At 72.0% G+C, this 23,304-nt stretch carries 22 protein-coding genes; 10 read left to right on the top strand and 12 right to left on the bottom strand.

Annotation, left to right across the window (positions count from 1 at the left end; all coding sequences use genetic code 11):
- Positions 1 to 95: 95 nt before the first annotated feature.
- Complete coding sequence (locus AB0F40_RS12195) at positions 96 to 896, bottom strand: glucose 1-dehydrogenase (protein ID WP_357467202.1); 801 nt, start codon at positions 894 to 896, stop codon at positions 96 to 98.
- Positions 897 to 982: 86 nt separating this feature from the next.
- On the opposite strand from AB0F40_RS12195, the gene AB0F40_RS12200 reads away from it, so the two are divergent.
- The 3 genes from AB0F40_RS12200 (at position 983) to AB0F40_RS12210 (ending at position 3,155) form a co-directional block, all read left to right on the top strand.
- Positions 983 to 1,834 (top strand): helix-turn-helix transcriptional regulator, encoded by an 852-nt coding sequence (locus AB0F40_RS12200; protein ID WP_357467205.1) that lies wholly within the window; start codon positions 983 to 985, stop codon positions 1,832 to 1,834.
- Between the two features lie 20 nt (positions 1,835 to 1,854).
- Positions 1,855 to 2,118, top strand: a complete 264-nt coding sequence (locus tag AB0F40_RS12205; RefSeq protein WP_357467208.1) for a hypothetical protein — start codon at positions 1,855 to 1,857, stop codon at positions 2,116 to 2,118.
- A gap of 101 nt (positions 2,119 to 2,219) precedes the next feature.
- Positions 2,220 to 3,155, top strand: a complete 936-nt coding sequence (locus AB0F40_RS12210) for an AraC family transcriptional regulator (protein WP_357467211.1) — start codon at positions 2,220 to 2,222, stop codon at positions 3,153 to 3,155.
- Here AB0F40_RS12210 and AB0F40_RS12215 read toward each other — a convergent pair.
- The 3 genes from AB0F40_RS12215 to AB0F40_RS12225 all read right to left on the bottom strand — a co-directional run bounded on the left by AB0F40_RS12215 (position 3,054) and on the right by AB0F40_RS12225 (position 5,497).
- Positions 3,054 to 4,268: an MFS transporter gene (locus AB0F40_RS12215; protein WP_357467214.1), complete on the bottom strand. Its 1,215-nt coding sequence runs from the start codon at positions 4,266 to 4,268 to the stop codon at positions 3,054 to 3,056. The two genes, AB0F40_RS12210 and AB0F40_RS12215, sit on opposite strands and share 102 nt — an antisense overlap.
- 76 nt (positions 4,269 to 4,344) lie before the next feature.
- Positions 4,345 to 4,980, bottom strand: a complete 636-nt coding sequence (locus AB0F40_RS12220) for a DedA family protein (protein ID WP_357467216.1) — start codon at positions 4,978 to 4,980, stop codon at positions 4,345 to 4,347.
- Positions 4,981 to 5,059: 79 nt separating this feature from the next.
- Positions 5,060 to 5,497 carry an Lrp/AsnC family transcriptional regulator gene (locus AB0F40_RS12225; RefSeq protein ID WP_253868592.1) on the bottom strand — a complete coding sequence of 146 codons (438 nt, stop codon included), beginning with the start codon at positions 5,495 to 5,497 and terminating at the stop codon, positions 5,060 to 5,062.
- 102 nt (positions 5,498 to 5,599) lie between these two features.
- Between AB0F40_RS12225 and ddaH the strand changes: the two genes are divergently transcribed.
- A complete protein-coding gene (gene ddaH / locus AB0F40_RS12230) occupies positions 5,600 to 6,520 on the top strand; it encodes a dimethylargininase (RefSeq protein ID WP_357467219.1) in 921 nt (306 codons plus the stop codon).
- Positions 6,517 to 7,545, top strand: a complete 1,029-nt coding sequence (locus AB0F40_RS12235) for an ornithine cyclodeaminase (protein WP_357467222.1) — start codon at positions 6,517 to 6,519, stop codon at positions 7,543 to 7,545. The genes ddaH and AB0F40_RS12235 overlap by 4 nt, the downstream gene beginning before the upstream one ends.
- Before the next feature lie 69 nt (positions 7,546 to 7,614).
- Here the strand turns inward: AB0F40_RS12235 and AB0F40_RS12240 are convergent, their stop codons facing one another.
- The 4 genes from AB0F40_RS12240 to AB0F40_RS12255 form a co-directional block, all read right to left on the bottom strand.
- On the bottom strand, positions 7,615 to 9,162 hold the full coding sequence (locus tag AB0F40_RS12240; protein WP_357467225.1) for a M81 family metallopeptidase: 1,548 nt from the start codon (positions 9,160 to 9,162) through the stop codon (positions 7,615 to 7,617).
- A 108-nt stretch (positions 9,163 to 9,270) separates the two neighbouring features.
- Complete coding sequence (locus AB0F40_RS12245; protein WP_357467228.1) at positions 9,271 to 10,566, bottom strand: family 16 glycosylhydrolase; 1,296 nt, start codon at positions 10,564 to 10,566, stop codon at positions 9,271 to 9,273.
- 366 nt (positions 10,567 to 10,932) lie between these two features.
- Positions 10,933 to 11,352: an Hsp20/alpha crystallin family protein gene (locus AB0F40_RS12250; RefSeq protein ID WP_357467231.1), complete on the bottom strand. Its 420-nt coding sequence runs from the start codon at positions 11,350 to 11,352 to the stop codon at positions 10,933 to 10,935.
- A 97-nt stretch (positions 11,353 to 11,449) separates the two neighbouring features.
- Positions 11,450 to 12,457, bottom strand: a complete 1,008-nt coding sequence (locus AB0F40_RS12255) for a S66 peptidase family protein (RefSeq protein ID WP_357467233.1) — start codon at positions 12,455 to 12,457, stop codon at positions 11,450 to 11,452.
- Positions 12,458 to 12,559: 102 nt separating this feature from the next.
- On the opposite strand from AB0F40_RS12255, the gene AB0F40_RS12260 reads away from it, so the two are divergent.
- Positions 12,560 to 13,066 (top strand): dsRBD fold-containing protein, encoded by a 507-nt coding sequence (locus tag AB0F40_RS12260; protein WP_357467236.1) that lies wholly within the window; start codon positions 12,560 to 12,562, stop codon positions 13,064 to 13,066.
- A 13-nt stretch (positions 13,067 to 13,079) separates the two neighbouring features.
- Here the strand turns inward: AB0F40_RS12260 and AB0F40_RS12265 are convergent, their stop codons facing one another.
- Positions 13,080 to 13,718 (bottom strand): hypothetical protein, encoded by a 639-nt coding sequence (locus AB0F40_RS12265; protein WP_357467239.1) that lies wholly within the window; start codon positions 13,716 to 13,718, stop codon positions 13,080 to 13,082.
- 97 nt (positions 13,719 to 13,815) lie between these two features.
- Here AB0F40_RS12265 and glp point away from each other — a divergent pair, with 97 nt between their 5' ends.
- Together glp and AB0F40_RS12275 are read left to right on the top strand one after the other, a co-directional pair.
- Positions 13,816 to 15,054, top strand: coding sequence for a gephyrin-like molybdotransferase Glp (gene glp, locus AB0F40_RS12270; RefSeq protein WP_357467241.1), 1,239 nt, complete (start codon positions 13,816 to 13,818; stop codon positions 15,052 to 15,054).
- Positions 15,042 to 15,476, top strand: coding sequence for a molybdenum cofactor biosynthesis protein MoaE (locus tag AB0F40_RS12275; RefSeq protein ID WP_357467244.1), 435 nt, complete (start codon positions 15,042 to 15,044; stop codon positions 15,474 to 15,476). Before glp ends, AB0F40_RS12275 begins: the two co-directional genes overlap by 13 nt.
- 47 nt (positions 15,477 to 15,523) lie before the next feature.
- On the opposite strand, the gene AB0F40_RS12280 is transcribed toward AB0F40_RS12275, so the two are convergent.
- Entirely contained in the window at positions 15,524 to 16,795 is a 1,272-nt protein-coding gene (locus tag AB0F40_RS12280) for a DUF4143 domain-containing protein (protein WP_357467247.1), read from the bottom strand.
- A 99-nt stretch (positions 16,796 to 16,894) separates the two neighbouring features.
- Positions 16,895 to 18,025 carry a GTP 3',8-cyclase MoaA gene (gene moaA / locus AB0F40_RS12285; protein WP_357467250.1) on the bottom strand — a complete coding sequence of 377 codons (1,131 nt, stop codon included), beginning with the start codon at positions 18,023 to 18,025 and terminating at the stop codon, positions 16,895 to 16,897.
- A gap of 316 nt (positions 18,026 to 18,341) precedes the next feature.
- Between moaA and AB0F40_RS12290 the strand changes: the two genes are divergently transcribed.
- Positions 18,342 to 19,241 (top strand): 2-dehydropantoate 2-reductase, encoded by a 900-nt coding sequence (locus tag AB0F40_RS12290; protein WP_357467252.1) that lies wholly within the window; start codon positions 18,342 to 18,344, stop codon positions 19,239 to 19,241.
- Between the two features lie 62 nt (positions 19,242 to 19,303).
- Here the strand turns inward: AB0F40_RS12290 and AB0F40_RS12295 are convergent, their stop codons facing one another.
- The gene (locus AB0F40_RS12295) at positions 19,304 to 21,973 is read right to left on the bottom strand and encodes a hypothetical protein (RefSeq protein WP_357467255.1); all 2,670 of its coding nucleotides are present in this window, start codon (positions 21,971 to 21,973) and stop codon (positions 19,304 to 19,306) included.
- 218 nt (positions 21,974 to 22,191) lie between these two features.
- Here AB0F40_RS12295 and AB0F40_RS12300 point away from each other — a divergent pair, with 218 nt between their 5' ends.
- Positions 22,192 to 23,229, top strand: a complete 1,038-nt coding sequence (locus AB0F40_RS12300) for a LacI family DNA-binding transcriptional regulator (RefSeq protein WP_357467257.1) — start codon at positions 22,192 to 22,194, stop codon at positions 23,227 to 23,229.
- Positions 23,230 to 23,304: the final 75 nt, after the last annotated feature.

Raw genomic sequence — 23,304 nt, forward strand, 5'->3', positions numbered from 1 at the left:
CTTCGTCGACGCACTCGGCCGGGTGGCCGGTGGCGCGACTGTGCTCGACCCCGAGGCTACCGACCACGTACCGGTCCCCCCGACCCGGCCCGGGGTCAGGCGCCCGCGCCGCCGTCGACCTTCAGGACCGCGCCCGTCACGTACGAGGCGCGGTCGCTGAGCAGCCAGGCGGCGGCCTCGGCGATCTCCTCGGGCTGGGCGCCGCGGCGCAGCGGGATCCCGGGCGTCATCTGGTCCATCAGCCCGGGAGTGTGCTCCTCCCAGGCCCGGATCATCTCGGTGTACGTGCCGCCGGGGGAGACCGCGTTGACCCGGATGCCCTCCGGCCCGTAGGTCACGGCGGCCGACTCGGTGAGGCTGTTCACGCCCCGCTTCATGGCGCCGTAGGCGGGCAGCACTGGGTTGGCGCGCAGGCTGCCGATGCTGGTGTTGTTGACGACGGCGCCCGTGCCCGCCGTGGCCCGGATGGCGTTGATCTCGGCGACCATGGCCAGCCACGGCCCGCGCAGGTTCACGGCGTAGAGATGGTCGAAGTCGGCCTCGGAGACCTGGTCGAGCGGCTGCGGCGGGGTAAACGTGGCGCCGTTGTTGAACGCGACGTCCAGGCGGCCGTGGAGCTCCACGACCCGGTCGACGGCGGCGCGCACGCTGTCGGCGTCCGACAGGTCCGCCACCGCGTGGTCCGCGGTGCCGCCCGCTGCCCGGACCTCCTCGGTCACCGCCTTCAGCTCCGACTCCGTGCGGGCCGTGAGGAACACGGCGGCGCCCTCGCGGGCGAACAGGCGGGCCGCGGCGGCGCCGATGCCGCGGCCGGCACCGGTGATGAACGCGACCTTGCCGGCCAGCAGACCGCCAGCCGTCGTAGGGGCGGATGCTGGGGTGGTTGATGTGCTCATGCCGACGAGCGTGCGCCCGGCGCCGCGGCCTATCCAGGCACCGCGGGTACCTGGCTACGGTCCCGGGGGCCGCCCATACTCGGGCTATGGACAGAGCCGAGCTGGCGACCTTTCTGCGCGGCAGGCGGGAGCGGATCCGCCCCGCCGACGTCGGCCTGCCCACCGGGCGGCGCCGTCGTACGCCCGGCCTGCGCCGCGAGGAGGTGGCGCAGCTCGCGTACATCTCCACCGAGTACTACACGCGGCTGGAGCAGGCCCGCGGCCCACGGCCGTCGCGTGAGGTGCTGGGCGGCCTCGCCCGCGCGCTGCGCCTGTCCGACGCCGAGCGCGACCACCTGCACCACCTCGCCGGGATGCCGCCCGGACCGCCTCCGGGGCCACCGCGGGAGGTACGGCCCAGCGTCCAGCTCATGCTGGACCGGCTGCCGCAGGCCGCGGCGTTCGTGACGTCCGCGGCCTCCGAGATCATCGCGTGGAACGGGCTCGCGGCCGCCCTCATGGAGGACTTCTCAGCGGTGCCGCCGCGCGAGCGCTACCTCCTGCGCCGGGCGTTCCTCCCGGACGCCTCCGGCAGGCGGAAGATGTACGGGGTGTCCGACCTCGAGGAGTTCGCCCGTGCCTCGACCAGCCGGCTCCGCGCCACGCTGGCACGGTATCCCGGTGACCCCGGCCTGACGGCGTTGCGGGACGAGCTCCTCGCGGGCAGCCGGTGGTTCACCGAGCTGTGGGCCGCGGCAGACGTGCGATCCGCCCCCGTGCTGCGCAAGACGTTCCAGCACCCGCTGGTCGGCCCGGTCACGGTCAACTGCGACGTGCTCGACCTCACCGACCGGGACCAGCACGTGGTGATCTACACGGCGGACCCCGGCTCGCCCTCCGAGGAGGCGTTGCGGCTCCTGTCGGTGGTCGGCACGCAGCAGATGACCGCCCCCACATAGCGCGGCAGACGCCGGGCTATGTGCGCGCCGCCCGCTCCGCGATCCCGAGCACGAGCAACTTCCGGGTCCAGTTCCGCCGCTTGGCCGGCACCTCCCCGCAGGAGTACCGCAAGACCTTCCGTGGGGGAGCCTGGCCTCCGGCGCGGCGGTCAGGCCGCCAGGCCGACGGCCAGGGCGATGACGCCCAGCAGCGGGACGAGGCCCTGCTTGAGCGCCGCGCCCCGGGCGGGCGGTTGATCGGCAGTATGTCAGGAGATCGGCACCTCGGGCTGCCGATCTCCTGACGTTCTGCCGACCACGTACCCGTCCCGCCTACCCGGGGCCCGGGTCAGGTGCCGGGAATAGCCGGCGCTTCTTCGTGGCTCCGCTACGTATGGAGTGGGAGATGACGACGCTGAGGCGCGAGTGGATGCCTGCCGGCGCGAGCGCGTCCGGTCCACGCGGCCTCTGGGCACTGGTCCTGACCGGGGCGGCGACGCTCGAGACCGCCGGCGGCCGCAGCAGGGTGCTGCCTGGCGGAGCGTTGCTCGTCGACGCCCGGACCGCGCACCGGCTCACGGCCGACATCGAGACCGAACTCGTGCACGGCGACCTGTGGCAGAACGCGCCGTCCGCCGTGCTGCCGAGCCCGCTGGTCGTGCCCGGGTTCAGCGAGCGGCAGCGCGGCGTCGTCGCGCTGGTGACCACCTGCCCGCTCGAGGTGAAGTGCGGCAGGGACCTCTTCGCGGCGAGCTACGCCGGCCTCATCGGGGCAGCGATGTCGGCCCTGTGGCTGGAGGACGCGACCGGCACCGACCGCCTCGACCGCGGCGCCGACGCGAACGCAGCCGCAGAGATCGACGCAGCAGCCGACGCGGAGGTCGCCCAGGTGGTGGCCGCGCTGGCGGCCCGGCCGGAGGAGCCGTGGACCCTCGACGGGATGGCCGGCCTGGTGCACCTGTCGCGCTCCGCGCTGACCGAGCGCTTCCGCCGCGCGACCGGACACAGCCCCATGCGGATGCTGCGGGACGTGCGGATGTACCGGGCGCGCACGCTGCTGACCGACGGCCACCTCCCGGTCACGCGGGTGGCGTTCGAGGTGGGGTACGGCTCCGTGGCCGCGTTCAGCCGGGCGTTCACGGCTGACCACGGCGTCTCGCCGCTCGGCTGGCGGGCCGCTCGTGTTCCGTCTCCGGTGCGGCCCGCCAGACCCTGGGTGCCATCGGTCCCGCCCGGCAGGTCAGGTGCGGGGCGTCCGCAGGAAGGTCCAGCCAAGTCCGGCGGCCACCGCGGAGACCGCACCCACCACCAGCAGCAAGCGGACACCGTGTCCGTCCAGTAGCGCGCCACCGAGAGCTGCCCCGACGGTTATCGCGATCTGGAAGGCCGTGACCTGCAGGGATATCGCGGACTCGGACCGCTCGGGCTCGACCCGGGTCACCCAGAGCTGCGTGAGCACGGGGATCATGCTGAACGAGAAGCCCCACAGGACCACCGCGACGGCCAGTACCGGCACAGTAGCGGCGGCCGCCGTGAGCAGCAGCGCGGCCGCGACCACGAACGGCGCCACCGCGACCATCGGCCGCAGCCAACGCGCGAGGAATCCGGCCAGGACCGTGCCGACCAGGCCGCCGAGACCCCACGCCAGCAGGAGCCATGAGGTGGCCGCCGGGTCCACGCGGTCGATGGCGATGCGGATGAAGGGGAACGCGGCGAAGTTGGCGAAGGCGACCAGCCCCACACAGCCGATACCTGCCATCAGTCGTCCGTTGCGCACCGCCTCGCGCAGCATCCGTAGACCTGCCGCCGGGTGGGCAGGGACGGACGGCAGGGTCAGCGCGAGCGCGGCTGCGCCGAGCACGGTGAGGACCGCGGAGCCGCCGAACGTCGTCCGCCAACCGACAGCGTCGCCCACCACGGAGGCGAGCGGTACGCCGACCACGGTAGCGATGCTGACCCCGAACGCGAGGGCCGACGAGACCACGGGTGCTCGGCCGGGCACGGCGTGCATGCCTGCTCCGAAGGCGAACGACCAGTACCCGGCGAGCGCGACGCCGAGCAGGAACCGGCCGGCCAGCAGGACGGCGAAGCTCGGCGCGACGGCGACCACCAGGTTCGACAGCGCAGCGGTCGCGAGCAGAGCGATGAGCACCGTGCGGCGGTCTGCCCGGGGGAGCAGCACCGCGATGCTCGGTGCGGTGAGCGCCCCGGCGATCGCGGTCGCGGCAACGGCAAGGCCTGCGGTTCCCTCGCTGACTCCGATGTCGGCCGCGAGGGTCGGCAGCACGCTCGCGGGCAGGAACTCGCTCAGTACCACCATCCCGATCCCGAACGAGAGCGCGATGACCGGAATCCAGCTCGGGCTGCTCCGCCGCGCGATCTGCCGGGAACCGTCCGGTGTCGCGTCGGCCGGAGAGCTGGGCGGTGTGCTCAGCGAGGTGCTCTGTGTGGGCATGGGCCCAGCCTGTGTGCCACGGGCACGGACCGGTTGATCCCACGGCGGTAGCTGTTGATCGACCGGCCGCGGCCGATCAGTCCCTCGGGACCGCCGCCCGTTCCTGCCGCCACGCCCGGATGCCCGCCACCACCGACGCGGCGATGACCACGCCCGCCACGACGTACGCGATGGGACGCACCGACGGGTTCGACGCCGCGAAGTAACCGAGCACGGTGATCAGCACCGCCCAGCTCAGCGCCCCGAAGACGTTCGCGGTGAGGAACTTCGCGTACGGCATGCGGGCCACGCCGGCGATCACCGGGACGAACACGCGGGCCCACGGCATGTAGCGGCCGATCACGACCGACCACCACCCGAACAGGTCGTAGAACTTCTCGGTCCGGGCCACGGCGGCCTGCACCCAACGCCCCTTCCGGGACTCCAGGTACGGCCGCCCGTACCTGCGGCCCAGCAGGAACGCGACCTGGTCGCCCGCCACCGCCGCGACGCCGACGCCGATCGCCAGCACCCAGATGTCGATCCGGTCGGTGCTCCCTGCCACGATCCCCGCGCCGAACAGCAGGCCGTCGCCGGTCAGGAACGGGATGAAGACGCCGACGAAGAACGCCGTCCCGACGAACACGAGGCCCCAGACCACCAGGTAGAACGTGAGGGGACCGAGCACGTCGAGCCAGCCGGCGACGTCGTCGGACACCGTGGTTCTGATCATCGAGGGCACCCTCCGGTCCGGACAGGAAAATCCTGGTAAGGACACCCTAAGGTGTTGCGCCCCCTGGCTCGGCCACCGGTCAGGCACCCGGCCGGTCGACGACCCGGGACATCACCAGCGCCGTGCGCGTCTTGACCACGTGCGTGACGGTCCGGATGCGTTCGACGACGTGCTCGACCTGTTCCATGTTCGCCGCCATGACGTGCACCATCGCGTCGGCGTCGCCGGTCACCGTGGAGACGCGCACCACCTCGGGGATGGGGGCGAAGTCGCGCTCGAGCACGGCCGGCGACACGATGCCGGAGCAGAAGATCTCGACGTACCCCTCGAGGGTCCAGCCCATCGCCTGCGGGTCCACGCGTACGGTGAAGCCGGCGATCTCCCCACGGGCGATCATGAGGTCCACCCGCCGCTTCACGGCGGGGGCGGAGAGGCCGACGACGCTGCCCACCTCCTGGTACGTGGCGCGACCGTCGCGCAGCAACTCTCCGACGATCGCGCGGTTCACGGCATCCATGAACGAATCGTTCAGTACATCAGGCGATTGCGCAAGAAACCGTGGCTGAATGCGCAACGGATGCGTGGCTGTTGTGAATCGGTCCGGACGTAGCCTCACGACATGACGCAGACCACCGCGATGCCGCAGACCACCCCCCAGCGGACCGCCACACCGCGGCACTACCTCATGTGCCCGCCCACGTACTTCGACGTCGTCTATGCCATCAACCCCTGGATGGACCCGTCCTCGCCGGTCGACCCCGCGAAGGCCCTCGCGCAGTGGGAGGTGCTCCGCGCCACCTACGAGGCACGCGGACACCGGGTCGACGTCATCGAGCCGGAGCCCGGCCTGCCCGACATGGTCTACGCGGCCAACGGCGGGATCGTCGTCGGCGGACGGGCGCTCGCCGCCCGGTTCACCTACCCCGAGCGTGCCGCGGAGGGCCCCGCGTACGACCGCTGGTTCGACACCGACGCCGCCGCGCCCTATCGCCGGCTCGGCGAGGCCGTCGAGACCATGGAGGGCGAGGGCGACCTGCTGCTCATCGGCAAGACGCTGCTCGCGGGCACCGGCTTCCGCACCACGCCCGCCGGCCACGCCGAGGTGGCCGAGCGCCTGGAGCTCGCCGAGCAGGGGATCGAGCTGGTCCCGCTCGAGCTGGTCGACCCGCGCTACTACCACCTCGACACGGCCCTCTCGGTGCTCGACGACGGCGCCGTGTCCGGCGAGACCGTCGTCGCCTACCACCCCGAGGCCTTCAGCCCCGCCGCTCAGGAGACCCTGGGCCGCCTGTTCCCCGACGCGATCCTCGTCGGCGCGGAGGATGCGGCCGTGCTCGGCCTGAACGTCGTCTCCGACGGGCTGCACGTGTTCCTCAGCGAGCGCGCCCGCGACTACGCCGACGCGCTCAAGGAGCGCGGGTTCGTCCCCGTGGGCATCGACCTGTCCGAGATCTTCAAGGGCGGCGGCTCGGTCAAGTGCTGCACGCTCGAGCTGCGTCCCGACGCCGCTGCCGCCACCACCGAGGAGTCCCAGCGATGACCACAGTTCCGTACCTCGACGTCGCCGCCACCGCACGCTGGGTGGCCCGGCGCGGCCCCGAGGCCGCCATCGCGGCGCTCACCGACGCCCTAGAGCGCGACTTCGCGCGCTGGCCCGAGCTCGACAAGCGGCCGCGCATCGCCTCGCACTCGAAGGAGGGCGTCATCGAGCTGATGCCTACCTCCGACGAGGAGACCTACGGGTTCAAGCTGGTCAACGGGCACCCGCTGAACCCCGTGAACGGCTTCCAGACGGTGACGGCGGTCGGCATGCTCGCCTCCGTCGGCAACGGCTACCCGACGTTCCTCGCCGAGATGACGCTGCTCACCGCGCTGCGCACCGCGGCGACGTCGGCGCTGGCCGCCCGGTACCTCGCACCGGCCGGGTCGCGCACGCTGGCCCTGATCGGCTGCGGCTCGCAGGCCGAGTTCCAGGCCCTCGGCATGCGCGCGGAGCTCGGCATCGAGACGCTGCGCGTCTTCGACGTCGACCCGCTCGCCATGGAGAAGCTGGCGGGGCACGCGAAGGCGCTCGGCTTCGACGTCGTCCTGGCCGACGACGCCGCTGACGCGGCCCGCGGCGCCGACGTGATCACGACGTGCACCGCCGACAAGCAGAACGCGACGGTGCTGCACGACGCCGACGTGTCCGGCGGCGTGCTCATCAACGCGATCGGCGGCGACTGCCCGGGCAAGACCGAGCTGGACCCCGCGATCGTCGCTCGGGCGAGCGTGTTCGTGGAGCTCCCCGAGCAGACCCGCATCGAGGGCGAGATCCAGCGTCAGGCGGCGGACTTCCCGGTCACCGAGCTGTGGGAGGTCGTCACCGGCGCCGCGCAGGGGCGGCGGAGCCAGGACGAGCTGGTCGTGTTCGACTCGGTCGGGTTCGCCGTGGAGGACTGGACGGCCCTGAAGTTCGTGCTGGAGGACGTGACGGCGAACGCGCCGGAGCTGCTCCAGCACCTCGACCTGATCGCCGAGCCGACCAACCCGAAGGACTTGTACTCCCTGGTAGCCGAGGCCTGACACGTCGTTGAGTGCTGGATATTTGCCCCTCCAGGAGCCTGAAGAGGGCGAATATCCAGCACTCAACGGTCAGAGGAGGTCCGCGCGCAGCGCCGGCTCCTTCTCGAACCCGTGGAACGGGTGCACCGGCGCGGCCAGCCGGTGGTGGCCCAGCCGTAGCAGGTTCTGGTCGACGCCGCCGGGCGTGAGCATGAGCATCCAGTCGGCCGCCATGTCGTACAGGTCGGGCTCCAGATAGCCGATCTTGACCACCACGACGTCCGTGCCGCGCGGGTCCAGGCCCAGCACCGTGAAGTCAGACTCCAGGTGGTACGGCTTGCGCCGCTCGGTGAGGATCACGCGCAGGCCGCCCACGCGGACCACCGCGACGATCCCGGCGTCGGGATCGCCCTCGCTCACGTGCTCGACGACGCCGTGCAGCCGGACCGGTCCGTTGGGACCGTCGTCGACCCGGGCGCCGGCCTCGACGTCGACCACGGCGCCCGCGCCGTGCTCGGCCCAGGCCTTCGCGGCCTCGCGCGTGGCCGCGGCGTCCGGCAGCGCGGCGTAGATTGCGGTGCGCCTGCCGTTGGGGGCTCCGTCGCCGGGGGACTCGCCGCCGGGGGGCCCGCCGTCGTCCGAGACCGCGGCGAAGGCGGGCTCGGCCAGCAGTCGCGCGAGCGTCCAGGTCACGTCGCCGGCGCCGCCCGCCGTCGGGTTGTCGCCCGAGTCGGACAGGAAGAACGGACGCGCGGTGCTCGCGAGGGCCGTCGCCACGCACTCCGCGTACGGGGCGGCGGGCGCGACGAAGGCGAAGTCGTCGCGAGCGTCCCAGTACCGGCGGGCAAGCCGCTCGGCCTCGCGCACGATCACCTCTTCGTCGTCGCCCGTGACGACGACCGCGGCCCGGCAGCTCGGCTCGTCGGCCCACGCGTACCCGACCCAGAGCGCGGCGTCGACGACGCCGGGCAGCTCGGCCACTTGGGCGACGTCGGCGTAGATGCTGCTCGCGGGCTCCAGCCGGGTGCTCGTCCTCTCGCCAGGAAGCAGCAACGGCACCTGCAGCCAGGCCTTCTTCGGTGCACCGCCCTCACGAAGTCGGGAGAGCAGGTTCGCGGCCCCGCGCTCCCGCGTCTCCCACACGTCCTCGTGCGGGGCCGTGCGGTAGCACGTGATCAGGTCGCTCACCTCGGCCAGCTCCCGCGGCACGTTGCCGTGCAGGTCCATGGTGGTGCTGATGAGGGCCCCCGGCCCCACGGTGGCGCGCACGGCCGCCGCGAGATCCGCCTCGGCGTCGTCCCGCCCGACGACCGTCATCGCCCCGTGGACGTCGAGCAGCACGCCGTCGTAGGGGCCCTGCTCGGCCTGCTGAGCGCGCAGGGTCGCGACGATCTCGTCGCGCACCGACTCGTAGACGCTCGCCGGGACGGCGCCGCCGGGCAGGGAGCGTGCGTGCAGCACGCCGGTCCAGGCTGCGGCGTCGCGCAGGGGAGCGCCGTCGGCGAGGAACGGGTAGTGGGCAACCAGGTCGGCACCGCGGCGGAGCGTGAACGCCTCCCACCCGGAGCGGTGCGGAGAGAAGGTGCTGGACTCGATCGACATCCCGGCGATCGCCACCCGTGGGCGGGCAGTCGTCATGGTGGTCCTTCCGGTTCGTGGCCGGCGCGCGAACGACCCCTACATCGTGCACGCGATCGTCGGCGTGTCGCGTGCACGATGTAGGGGTCGCCTCCTTGGGCGGTGCCGCTACGGCAGGGTCCAGCGCTGGACCGTGCTCCCGTCGCAGTTGGCGATCTCTGTGCGGGTGCCGTCGTTCTGCGCCCGCCCGACCGGCTGCAGGCAGCGGCCCGACTGCGGGTTGCGCAGCGCCTGGGTGCCGCTCGTGTGGGCCCACTGCTGGGCGCCGGTCCCGTTGCACTCCCAGAGCTGGACGGCGGTACCCGCCGCTGTGCCGCCGCCTGCGACGTCGAGGCACTTGCCGAGCGCTCGGACCGTGCCGTCCGAGCCGACGGTCCACTGCTGCGCCTGGTTACCGTTGCAGTGCGCGAGCTGGACGGGCGTGCCGTTGGCCGTCCCCGCGCCCGCGACGTCGAGACAGATGCCGTTGCTCGCGGTCACCGTCCCGGTGGAGCCGCCACCGCCGCCGCCCGTCGAGTCGTAGACGCGGACGTAGTCGACGACCATCTGCTGCGGGAACTGCGTGGTTCCGTCGGGGTAGCCGGGCCAGTTGCCGCCGACGGCGACGTTCAGGATGAAGAAGAACGGCTGGTTGAAGACCCACGGGTTGCTGCCGGTGTTCGCCGTGGTGAAGGTCTGGTAGGCGTTGCCGTCCACGAGCCAGGTGATGGAGTTGGGGCTCCAGTCGATGGCGAACGTGTGGAAGTCGTCGGCGAACGACCAGCCCTGCGGGTGCTGGTAGTGCCCGGTGATGGGGTTGCCGCCGGAGTAGCCCGGGCCGTGCAGGGTGCCGTGCACCAGATGGGGCTCCCTGCCGATGTTCTCCATGATGTCGATCTCGCCCGAGCTGGGCCACGGCGTACCGGGGAACTGGCCGCCGAGCATCCAGAACGCGGGCCAGATGCCCTGCCCCCTGGGGATCTTGATCCGCGCCTCGAGGTGCCCGTACTGCGGCTGGACCTTGCCCTTGGTCGTCATCCGCGCCGAGGTGTACCCGCCGTTGCCGTCCTGGCGGGCGGTGATGACGAGGTTCCCATTGCCGTCCAGCGCCGAGTTCTGCCGGGAGGTCGTGTAGTTCTGCAGCTCGTTGTTGCCCCAGCCGCCGGCTCCGGTCTCGTGGTTCCAGTTGGCGGCGTTCGGGGCGGCGCCCGCCGGCCCGTCGAACTCGTCCGACCAGGTCAGCGCGGCGGCAGCGGTCGAGGTGGCGGACGAGGTCGAGCCCTTGTCGGGTGCCGGCCCGGCGTCGGGCGCCTTGGCCGTCGCCGCAGAGGCGACGAGCGAGACCGACAGGACCAGGGTCAGTGCGGCGGTCGCTGTCAGGACAGTGCGGGTCGTGCGGTGTCTCGTGCTTCTCGTGCTACGCATCGAACGCTCCTTCGCGAACGTGTTCCTCCGCCGCACGGAGCCGCGCGACAGGCATGATTGCGGCAGTCGCGCGTGCACTCCGGTGTGCGACGGCGGTGCGCAAGAGCTGACGAGCGCTCACGAGAAGTATTCGACGCGATGCGGCGCCGCACAACGTCCTGACCAGTACATAAGGGTTTTCCCGGACGCCGTCCCACGCTCCGTCCGGCGAACGTCCGCCTCGACCATGCGGTTACGACTGCTTCCGGGCCTCGGATCAAGCCCAAACGCATTCTCGAAGCGGACCTCGCCCGACGGCGCCCCCGACAGCCGACGGCGCCCGGCCGCAGGGAGCGGTCGGACGCCGTCGTGGTGCCGCTGAGGTGATCAGGCGGCGGTGGTGACCTCGATGCGCTGCGGCGTCGTGCCGGCGAAGACGCCGGGGACGCTGACCGTCAGCACGCCGGCGTCGTAGGACGCGCGGACGGCGTCGCCGTCCACGGTCTTCGGCAGCGTGACGGTGCGCCGGAAGGAGCCGAAGCGGACCTCCGAGACGCGGCGGCCCTCGGACTCCTCCGAACGCTGGTCCTTGCGCTCGCCGCGCACGACGAGCTTGCGGCCCTCGACCTCGACCGTGATGTCGGTGACCGGGTCGACGCCCGGCAGGTCGAGGCGGGCGACGAGGTCCTCGCCCTCGCGGTAGACGTCCGCCGCGGGCACCGGGCCCTCGGCGACGGCCGCCTGCGGGCTCCACGGGTCGCGGAGCCAGGTCTGGGTGAACGGTGAACGGGTCAGAACGGTGGTCATGATGTTCTCCTCCGGAAGGGGTTGATGACCGGTTCAACCTGAGTCGACCCGACTCAATTTCCGAGTTCGCCGACGGCGGACGGCGACACGTCGGGAGTCAGTGGCGCGTGAGCGTCAGGGTCGCCCCACCGTCGTCCGCGGCCACCGTGAGCTCCGCCGCGCCGCCGATCGGGAGGGTGAGCAGCGGGCTGGTGTGTCCGAAGTCCACGCCGGCCAGCACGGGCTTGCCGCGCAGCGCGGGCTGGCGCGCGACGATCTCGTCGAGCGCCGCGCGGGTCACGCCGGAGCTGTCCTGGAACCGGCCGATCACGAGCCCCGTGACGCCGTCGGCGTCGGGCAGCTGGAGCAGCGAGGTGAGGTTGCGCGCGACGTGCGCGGCGTCGGACTCGAAGTCGTCCTCGAGGAAGAGGAGTGCACCGTCGAGCGACGGCATGTACGCGGTTCCCTGCAGCAGGTGCAGCGTGGAGAGGTTGCCGCCGACGATCCGGCCCGAGGCGTGCCCGGGGCGCAGCGACCACCAGCCCTCGTTCGCGACGGGGGTGCGGGCGTCCTGGTCCATGAACCACGTGTCGTCGGTCCAGGCCTGCGACGGTTCGACGGCGATCGGGGTGTCCGCCATGACCGCGGCGCGGAACCAGTCCCCGGTCGGCTCGAAGTGGTCGCGCATGCCCCAGCTCGACCAGTGCGGGCCCGAGTAGGTGACCAGGCCGGTGCGGGCGAGGATCGCGTTCTGCAGCGCCGTGATGTCCGAGTACCCGCAGAAGACCTTCGGGTTGGCCGCGATGAGGTCGAAGTCCAGGTGGGGGAGCAGCTCGTTGCTGTTGAACCCGCCGATCACGGTGACGATGCCGGCGACGGAGGGGTCGGCGAACGCGGCGTGCAGGTCCGCCACGCGGTGCTCGATCGAACCGCTGCGGAACCGGTCGTCCTCGTCGACGTGCGCGCCGAACGTGAGGGTGAGTCCCATGGTGGCGAACCGCTCGTCGATCCACCGCGTGTTGTCGTGCTCCATGATCATCGCCCGCGACCTGGCGGGCGCGACCACCCGGACGGTGTCGCCGGCGCGGAGCCTGGGCGGGAGGACGGTCTCTGCGTGCTCTGACATGGCCTGAGCCTAGGGCCGTGACGCCGCCGTTCTGGTGCGGGTGCCGCGGACCGGCATCCGGGGCGATGATGGAAGGGTCCGCAACGACGCGAGGAGGACCCCATGAAGGCAGCAGTGGGCGACCGGATAGTCACGGCCTCGGGTGTGGTCGGCGGTGCGGTCCGCGACGGCGTGGTGACCGAGTGCCCCCATCCCGACGGCTCGCCGCCCTACCGGGTGAGGTGGTCGGACACCGGAGAGGAGACGCTCGTCTACCCCGGCGCGGACACCGTCGTCGACCCGGAGGCCCGGGCAGCGCTCGGCGTCCCGGGTGAGCCGGCGGGGCCTGGCGAGCCGCGGCAGGGGCGCGCGCTCACCTGGGACGTCCGGATCACGGTGGTCGAGTCAGGCGGCAGCACGACGGCGGAGGCCACCGTGATGAACGGCCCGTCGGACGCGCTGCGCGGCGTCGGGCACGCCAGGAAGGCGCCGGAGGACCCCGAGGTACCGCTGATCGGCGACGAGCTCGCCGCCGGCCGGGCGCTGCGACGGCTGGCCGACCGGCTGCTCGCCGTCGCGGAGCAGGACGTCTCGGCGGCGGTCGGGCACAAGGCGCACGTGCACCGGTAGTGCCGCGGGACCGCTATGCCAGGATGCCGGAGGCGTCCAGCGCGTGCCGCACCTCGGTGTCGAGCCACGGCACGATGCCTTCCCACGTGGTGCGCCACGAGATGCCGCTGACCGTGCTGCCGTCGGGGAACGACTCGATGTAGTCGGCCTGGAGCACGCCGAAGTTGTCGCACCAGAACGCGTTGGCGGGGCTGCCGTCGAGGAGCTGGTCGATGCGCATCGCCGACGTCGAGACGCCGTCGGGCAGCAGGAGCGGCTGGGTGTCGGTACGGACCAGCAGGGCGTGCTGCGTGCGTGTCGGGTCGGCGTCGTCGAGCTGGGTGTACTCGACCCACGCGCCCACCGTCGCGAGCTCCAGCACCAGGAGGTATCGCGCGAACGACGGCACGCCGTCCCCGACCCCGGGCGGCAGGTCGGCGCGCTCGAACACGACGTCCACGCCGCCGGGCTCACGCTGCAGGGAGTAGCGCACCCAGCGGCGCACGTCGCCCTCGAACTCGACCCGCTGCCGGGCCCGCAGCACGACGCCTGGCGTCGGGCGCATGGCGAGCACGGAGTCGAGCACCCGCAGGCCGGCGTGGGTCTGTGACTCCCGGCGCACGAGAGCGCCGTCCGGGGTGGTCCCGTTGTTGCTCAGCGCGTGGATGTGCATGCTCGATTCTGATGCCCGGTACGGTCCCGGCGCCAGAGCGCGCGGCGCGTCGGACCCCGGTGTGCTTTGCCCCCGGTGTGCCAGGTAGGTTGCGGACATGAGCGAGCGCGTTGACGTGGAACAGCATCGGGCCGACGTCGCGGAGCTCCTCGCGGAGCTCGCGGACCGGCCCACGGAAGAGGTATCCATCCACCGGGAGGTGCTCGGGCGGGTCCTGGCGCGCGACGTCGTCGCGCCGGCGCCGCTGCCCCGCTTCCGCAACTCCCAGATGGACGGGTTCGCGGTGCGTGCGGCCGACGTCGCCTCGGCCGGCCCGGGCACGCCCGTCACCCTGCCCGTCGCGGGGGACGTGGCCGCGGCGCCGGGCGAGCCGGTTCCGCTGGAGCCGGGTACCGCGGTCCGCATCATGACCGGCGCGCCCGTACCCGAGGGCGCTGACGCGGTGGTCCCCGTCGAGGACACCGACCACGTGACCTTCAACGGGATCCATGACGACTCGGTGACGAAGGTCGAGGTGCTGCGCGGGCGCGACGCCGGGGAGTTCGTCCGGGAATCCGGGTCGGACGTCGCCGAGGGCGCCGTCGTGCTGCGCGCCGGGACGGTGCTGGCGCCGCACCACGTGGCGGCGGCCGCCGCGTGCGGCATCGCCCGGCTGACGGTCCGCGTGCCGGTGTCCGTGGCCATCGTGTCCACGGGGAGCGAGCTCGTCGCGCCGGACGGCGAGCCCGGCCCCGGCCAGATCTGGGACGCGAACGGTCCGGCCCTCGCGGCCGCGGTCCGGGCAGCGGGCGGGCGGGTCGGCCTGCGCCTGACGGTCCCCGACGAGCCGGTGATCGTGCGGATGGGCCTGGAACGGGCGGCGGCACTGTGCGATGTCGTCGTGACGACCGGCGGAGTCAGCCAGGGGGCGTACGAGGTGGTCAAGGAGGCGCTGCCGGAGGTCACCTTCCGCTCGGTGGCCATGCAGCCCGGCGGTCCGCAGGGCCTCGGAAGGGTCGCGGGCAAGCCCGTGCTGGCCTTCCCGGGCAACCCGGTCAGCGCGCAGGTCTCGTTCGTCGTGTTCCTCCGCGACATCCTGCGGCAGGCGGGCAGCCTGCCGCCCCTGGCGCCGGTCCCTGCGGTGCTCGACGCCGCCGTCGGCTCCCCGGAGGGAAAGCGGCAGCTGCTGCGCGGACGGTGGGTCGACGACGCCGGTGCCGGCGCGCGGGTCGCCGTGGTCGGCGGGCCGGGGTCGCACCTCGTGGCGTCGATGGCGGCCGCGGACGTCCTGATCGACGTCCCCGCCGCCGCGACCACCCTCGCGGATGGCGCCGAGGTGACCACGTGGGCGCTGTGACGCCGCACGAGGTCGTGCGAGTGTCGCAGGACGTGCTCGACGACGCCGTCGGGCGGGCCGTCGAGGCGGCGGTGGCGGATCCGGAGTGCGGTGCCGTGGTCACGTTCCGCGGCGTGGTGCGCGACGACGACGGTGGCCGTGCCGTCACGAGCCTCGACTACGAGGCGCACCCCGATGCGACGGGCGTTCTGCGAAAAGTGTGCCAGGCCGTGGCGGCCGAGACGGGGCTCCGGGTGGCCGCCACCCATCGGTACGGGCATCTCGAGGTCGGGGACGTCGCACTCGTGGCGGCGGCGTCGGCCGGACACCGCAAGGAGGCGTTCGAGGCGTGCTCCCTGCTGGTGGAGCGCATCAAGGCCGAGGTGCCCATCTGGAAGAAGCAGCAGTTCACCGACGGCGAGTCGGAGTGGGTCGGCCTGTAGGTGCTGGATGGACGCGTGGGCCGAGACGCTGTGCACGGTGTCGGCGTTCAGGGGCCGAGCAACGCGAGCGGGACGACGGCGACGCCGTCAGGACGACGGTAGGCGAACTCGCCGGTCGTGATGACCACTCGGTCCGCCAGACGGTCACCGATCTGCTCTTGGAGCCAGTTGAGGTGCCGGACATCCTTGTCGGTGATCGTGGCCGATAGTTTGACCTCGATGGCGACGACTTGCCGGTCCTCTCCTTCGACGATCAGGTCTACCTCGTGATCTGTGTTCTTTGTGCGGAGGTGGCCGACCTCCGCGTCGATCGCGCCGGCGTAGACACGCACGCTCTGCGCGGTGAGTGACTCGAAGAGTGCTCCAAGCCAGGTCCCCGTCTGCGCCGAGACCCGTGTCCCCTCGCCGCGTAGCAGGCCAGGTTTTCCGACTCCGACGAGGCGAGCGGCGATCGCAGGGTCGACGAGGTGGTGCTTGGGGGCGTGGGTGAGGCGCTTGAGAGTGTTGAACGTAGGTATCCAGGCCGGAATCGGGTCGAGGACGAAGATCCGCTGCAAGTGCTCGCGGTAGTTGTCGGCAGTTCCCCGTGCCGGCTTGTCGGCTTCGCCGGCCGTGGCGGCGTCCAGGATCGTGGAGTACGAGGTGTCGGTGGCGGTGGCGGCACCGTACGCGGTGAGCCACGACTTGAGGGCGTTCGGCCGTCGCACGACGACACCGTTTTCGGGGAGCTCTCGCTCCACGATTCGTGTCACGTAGCTGTCCAACTGGATCCTGCGGGCGCGCTCGGGAAGCTCTCGAATACCGGGGAATCCCGACCGAAGGATCTCGTCGGTGTAGGCCGGCAAGTCGATGGCGGTGCGACCACTGATCTCCGGCCGTCCACCCTGGAGTAGGGGCGCGAGTGAGACTGTCGGCTCGCTTAGGCCGCGCTCGGAGAACGCGAGGGGGCGCATCGGGAAGCTGACGATGCGCCCGGCTCCCGAATGGATTCTCACTCCGGGTGGGATGCCGGCCGATCCGGCCAACAGGAACTGTCCGCCAGCACTGTCGTCGTCGACGGCCCGCCGTACTCGATCCCATACGGATGGCTCAAGCTGCCATTCGTCGATGAGCACTGGCGGTAGCGCCTGAACCACGTAGTCAGGGTTACCTTCGAGCACCTCGCGCTGGCGAGGCTCGTTGAGCGTGAGGACCGTCTCTGCTCGCTGGCTGGCAGTAGCCGTTTTTCCCACGCCCTTGGCTCCCTCCAGGGCAATCGCGGCCAAGTGGGGGAACAGTTCGTCGAGGAGATCGTCGACGATCCTGCGCTGGTATGCCATCCCCTGAATTTAGCAGTTGGACGGGGTTCTATTGAGCATATCGACGCGTTCCTACTGTGCAAACAGACGGGGTGCCATTGTGCGACTCGACGACCCTGCTCAGCCGCCGATGGCGCCCATGCTGCGCTCGGTGGCGGCGAACGCGTCGGGGGCCAGCTCGACGGCGTCGCTGCCGTGCGCGCGGGGCTTGGCCCACATCGCGGCCCGCCAGGCGTCGCCGACCTCGTCGTCCGTTGCGCCGTTGCGCAGTAGCGCCTTCAGGTCCGTCTCCTCGTTGCCGAACAGGCAGGACCGCACGGTGCCCTCGGCCGTCAGCCGGGTGCGGTCGCAGGCGCCGCAGAAGGAGCGGGTCACCGACGCGATGATGCCGACGGTGGCGGGCCCGCGGTCCACGAGCCATTCCTCCGCCGGGGCTGACGGGTCCTCGCGGCCCGCAGGGGTCAGGGTGAACCGTTCGCCGAGCCGGCTCAGCAGGTCGGCCGCGCTCACGACGTCGTCGCGCGTCCACTGCCCGTCCGCGTCGAGCGGCATCTCCTCGATGAAGCGCAGGTTGCAACCGTGCTCGACGGCCCACGCGAGCAGGTCCGCGGCGCCCGCGAGGGTCTCCGGCAGGAGCACCGCGTTGATCTTGACCGGGGCCAGGCCCGCCGCGAGGGCCGCCCGGATCCCGGTCAGCACGTCGTCCAGGCGGTCCCGACGGGTCAGGGTCGCGAACGCCTCCCGGTCCACCGTGTCGAGCGAGACGTTGACCCGGTCGAGCCCCGCCGCGACCAGCGCGTCCACGCGCTTGTCGAGCCCGAGTGCGTTCGAGGTCATGGCGATACGGACGTGCTCGGGCAGGCCGCCCGCCGCCTCGACGGCGGCCATCGCGTCGTCGGCCGCCGTGCGTGCGGCGCCGATGATCTGCTCCAGGTCGCGCCGCATGAGCGGCTCACCACCGGTGAACCGGATGTCGCGGATGCCGAGGTCCCGCACGCCGACGCCGACGAGCCGACCGATCTCCTCCGGCGTCATCAGCTCGTCGCGCGGCACCAGCGGGAGGCCCTCGGCGGGCATGCAGTAGGTGCAGCGCAGGGAGCACGCCGTCGTGATGGAGACGCGCAGGTCGCGTGCGACGCGTCCGTACCGATCGACGAGCAGCGGGGTCTCGGGGCGCGGCTTTCCGGCCGGCGTGGCAGCGCGCCGCGGCAGACCTCGGACCGACGGGATCCCGAGCGTGACAGCTGCCATGCTCCGAGAGTAGACCAGCGTCGACCAAGGTTGAGCCGGTCTCCGGGCCGGTGCGGGCGGCGTCGAGCCGCAAGGTGTGGGTGCGCGGGTCGGTCGGACGGCGTCGAGCCGCAAGTTACGAGGGCATCGGCCTAGGGGATGGCGCCGAACCGCAACTTGAACGTGGCGCCGGACGCCGAACCGCAACGTTCGTGTCTCCGAGGGCTGCGATGGACTAACGTCTTGCGGCTCGGCGTCAAGGGTCCTGGCTAAGTTGCGGTTCGGCGCCGTCGGCCACCGGCCCGAGCCAAGACGGCGCCTGCCTACGATGTGGCCCATGACTGACAACCTCATCGCGATCATCGGCGCTGGCGCGATCGGCGGCCTCACCGCCGCCATGCTCCAGCAGGCGGGGCACGACGTCGTCGTGGTCGCCCGGGAGAAGAGCGCCCGGCAGGTCACGGAGCACGGCCTCGACGTCACGACCGACGAGTTCGGGACGTGGCACGCCCCGCTGGTCGCGACGACGGAGGTCCCGCACGGTGCGCGCGTGATCGTAGCGGTCAAGGCGGAGGGCGTGGCCGACGCCGCCGCGCTGCTCGACGGCACCGAGCCGACCGAGGTGCTGTCCCTGCTCAACGGCCTGGATCATCTGGACGTGCTGCGCTCGGCGCTGCCCGGCGTGCGCGTCGTGGGCGCCACCATCGCGGGCGAGACCCTGCGCACGGGCGCCGGCGGCTTCGGGCCCGCGCTGGTCCGGCATCGCGGAGCGCTGCTGCGGGCGGTCGTGCCCGACGACGCCGCCGGGCTCGGCGTCGTCGCTGCCCTGCGGGACACGCCCATCGAGGTGGTCACCGGCGGGACCGACACCGAGGTGCTGTGGAAGAAGCTGCGCTTCCTCGCGCCGCTCGCGCTGCTGACGTCGGCCTGGGCGACCGGCATCGGGGACGCGCTGACCCGTGACCCCCGTCTGACCTCTGGGCTGCTGGCGGAGATCGCCGCGACCGCCACGGCGGAGGGTGTGCCGACCACCGGCGAGGACCTCCAGGGCATCCTGGGCGGGTTCCCCGCGCCCATGCGGTCGTCGTTGCAGGCGGACATCGAGGCCGGCCACGAGGGTGAGCTCGACGCCATCGGCGGTGCGGTGCGCCGCCGGGCGGCGTCGCACGGCCTCCCGACCCCGCACCTGGACGACGTCATCGCCCGAATCGCCACCCGAACCCGCCCACCTCGTTGAGTGCTGGATATTTGCCCCTTTCAGAGCCTGAAGGGCGCAAATATCCCGCACTCAACGGAGGGTCAGCGGGTGCGGGTCGTCTTCGGGGTTCCGACGGTCAGTGGGGCGACCGTGACCTTGTCGATGTTCGGGGCCCAGGCCGTCGGATTGCCGAGCCGGAGGTCGCCGGTATCCGTGGTCAGGGTGACCGGGATCGTCCGCTGCCAGAAGCTGTCCCACGAGTACGTGTACCGGAAGAACGCGGAGCCGACCGGCGTCCCGTCGCCGCCCTCGGTCACGACGGCCTGCCGGTCGACCACCTGCGGGTTGTAGTCGTGCTCTCCGGCGGTCTCGGCGTTCGCGTAGTGGACCACGAGGTCGTAGTCGCCCGGGGCGTCGAACCCGTCGCCCCGGGGGACGGTGATGTGGTTCTCGTCCCCGTCGCCGACCCACCCCACGTACTTGCCGCCCGAGGCGTTCGAGCCTGACGCCGGGTCGACGCTCGCCACCGCCGCATCCCCGCTCAGGAGCAGGTCCTCGGCCTCGAACGTCGAGGCCGCGGCGTCGCCGTCGGGCGCCCGGGTGACGGTCACCGACCGCACGCGGGCCCCGTGGTCCGACCGGAGCTCCAGCTCGTTGATCCCCTCGGTGAGATGCGCGCGGACCGTGGTGCGGCGGTGGCCGCCGTTCGGGGCCGCCACCTCCGCGAGCGTGCGGCCACCGAGGTCGAGCCGGAGGTCGGACGCCCCGGCGGTGTGGAACTCCACCGCGACGTCGTAGTAGCCGGTCTCCATCGCGTTGAGGTAGACGTCGGCCCGCTGCCCGCGCCCGGCGATGCTGCCGAAGCCGCGCGTGCCCGCGTCCCAGCCCAGGCCCGCACCGCCGTAGTAGCGCAGCGTGCTCGCGGGGTAGGTGGTGGGCTCGCCGTCGGTGACGTCGGTCAGGGAGAACTTGTCCAGCGTGATGTCCGAGTTCGGCAGCACCTTGCTGCCGTCCCGGCTCGCCCGGACGGACAGGACGTGGGTGCCGGCGGTGAGCGGCACCCCTACCTCGGCGCTCCCTCGGTACTGCCAGCGCGACGTGTCGGTGAGCGCGAGGTCGGCCGTGTACTGGATGTCGGTGCGGTGCGCGCCGTCGACGAACAGCGCGTGCCTGCCGGGCTTGCCGGGCGTGGCGCCGATGACCTGGAACCGGTAGGTACCGGTGCGGGGCACCGTGACGGTCCAGTCGGCCTTCGAGGACGGCTGGTTGAAGGACCCGACGTCGTTGCTCCCCGAGGCGAGGAACTTCCAGCCGCCGTTCCCTCGGGGATCCTGGAAGTAGGTCCGGGCGGCGGTGAGATCGGTGTCCTCCGCCTCGATGCTGGTCGTCCAGACCGGGTCCACCGTGACCGCCCGGTCCTGCGCCGGAGTGACGACCACCTGGTAGGCGGCGTACCGGTCGTAGGTCGGGACGGTGAGGCCCAGCGTGCCGTTGTTTGCGACGCGCGCCCCGTCGACGGCGTGGACCACTCGCGGTGTGCCCGCAAGCCCCTCGGCGCCGCTCAGCGTGACCTCACGGACCTCGACGTCGACCGACCGGCCGAAGACGGCGGGGGACAGGCCGCGCAGGTCGAGCCGGACGTCGGAGTCGGTGCCGCCGTACAGGACCGTCGCCCGGCGGTTGGCCGCGTCGATCGCACCGATGCCCTGCAGGGTGTCGGCGACGTCCAGCTCTGGCGGCGTCACCCGGACGGTCTGCGAGCCGGCCAGGTCGCCGTACCACTTGAACAGCCACCAGCCGCCGTTGGCACCGTTGGGCCGGGCGCTGTTGTCCGAGAAGTTGCCCGCGTAGTTCCAGTAGGCGGTCTGCGAGTCCACCTTGGCGTCCTCGAACATGGAGAACCACTGGATGAGCTGGCCCGGCACGCCCATGTCGCGCAGCATGCCGTACTCGGTGATGTTGACGTGGATCGGCGCGACGCCGAGCTCACGTTCGAGCGCGCGGTAGTCGGCGAGGTGCGACCGGAAGGTCGCGAGGTTCTCGATGCCGAGCTCGTGCCAGATGAAGACGTCGGGAAGCACGTCGTTCTGCTTCGCGAACGTGAGGAAGTCCCGCGACCGCTCGGACTGCCAGCGGGCGTCACCGGGACCGCCGATCCGGGCGGGCGCCAGCCCGTGGCGGGCGTAGACCTCCTGGATCTTGTCGTGGACCACCTTCCAGTCCGCCAGGAACGTCTCGCGCATCGTCGACCAGTCCTGGTACCAGATGCCGTCCGGCTCGTTGAAGGGGATGAACAGGTACTCCTCGGGGTGGTCGGACTGCATGGCGACCACCTCCACCATGAGCTCGACGACCTCGAGGTAGTCCCACACGCCGTTGGGCTCCTCGACGTACTCCCCGGTGGCCTGGTCGTAGGTGCGCACGTCACCCACGCGGACGCCACGGTGGTACGGCCAGTCGGGATAGTGGTCCTGGATGTAGATGGCGAGCTCCTCGCCGTGCTTCGCGAAGAAGCCGTTCTCGATCTGCAGGATGTCCCCGCTCGGATGCTGCGTCCCGAACGGCGGCTTCTGCGAGGAGTTCGTGATGTGGGCGCCGTTGATGAGCGCCTGCGTCGGTACGCCCTCGTCGCCGAACCCGTACAGCGTGCCGGTCGCGCCCCCGCGGAACTCCCCGGTGGTGGTGCCGAAGTCCACGGTGAGAGTCTCGGGCTGGGCCGCGGCCGACGGCGCGGCCGTCAGGGTCGCGGCGGCGAGGGCGGTGACCGCCATGCTGCTCCACACTCGGTGCCGGCCGGGCCGTCGTCGGGCTCGGATCTGATCTGCGCTATCAGGATTGCTCACCTGTGCTCCACTCCTTCGTGGATCGGGACCGACAGGACGGCGTCAGCCGTGCCGAACGGGTGACGCCGGGACTATGAAAGCGCTAATCATCCTGATTTGGCAAGGGTGCTTCCGTGGGGCCCGTGTTTTGGACGTAACCTGGCCCCGTGGAACCTGACCGCCCGATGAAGCCGCCTGTCATCGCCGACGTCGCGCGCGTCGCCGGCGTCTCCGTCCCGACCGTCTCCCGCGTCCTGAGCGGCTCGGTGCCTGTCGGTCCCGAGCGGCGCGCCCGCGTGATGGCGGCGATCAAGGAGCTGGGCTTCCGGCCGAACGGTGCCGCCAGGGCGCTGGCCACGGGCGGCCAGCCCATGATCGCCGTCTTCACGGGCGACACGACGCGGTACGGCTACGCCTCGACGCTCCAGGGCATCGAGGAGGCCGCGCGGCAGGCGGGCTACATGGTGGTCATCTCCGTCGTCGAGACCGACGACAAGCGCACCGTCGACGCGGCGATCGACCACGCGCTCGGCCAGCCCATGGCCGGAGCCATCGTGCTCGAGTACGACCCGCCGGGGGTGGCGGCGCTCGCCGCGATCCCGTCGTGGCTGCCCGTCGTCGCGGCGGCGTCCGGCAGGCCGTCCGACGAGGAGGTGGCGCACGCGTTCATGGACGACCGCTTCGCCGCCGCGCGCGCGACCAAGCACCTCCTGGAGATCGGCCATGACACCGTGCACCACGTGGCGATCCCGTCGCCCGGCCGGCCGAGCGCCCGCCTGCTGGGCTGGCGCGACGCGCTCACGGAGGCGGGGGCGCCCGTCCCGCCGGTGCTGTACGCCGACTGGGCGCCGGACTCGGGCTACGACGCGGGCACGCGCCTCGCGGGTCAGCCCGAGGTGACGGCGGTGCTGTGCGGCAACGACGAGCTCGCGATGGGACTGACCAAGGGCCTGGCCGATGCGGGCAGGAGCGTTCCGGAGGCGGTCAGCGTCATCGGCTTCGACGATCACCCGCTCAGCCACCTGTGGACGCCGCCGCTGACCACCGTGCGCCAGGACTTCGTCCGGCTGGGGCAGAAGACGTTCCACCTGCTCAACAGCCAGATCGACAGCGGCACCGTGCCCGCGTCCGTGCGCTTCGTCCCCGATCTGATCCTGCGGTCCTCGGCCGCGCCGCGTGCCGACCGCGTGCTCGACGCTCGCTGAAAGCGGTTGCGCCGCAGTAGCGCGCTGAATCATTGCCTGCCGACGGGAGTCTTGCGTTCCGTTCTGATATGCGCT

The sequence above is a fragment of the Promicromonospora sp. NPDC023987 genome (assembly GCF_040639055.1).
In the GTDB taxonomy this organism is placed as follows: Bacteria; Actinomycetota; Actinomycetes; order Actinomycetales; family Cellulomonadaceae; genus Promicromonospora.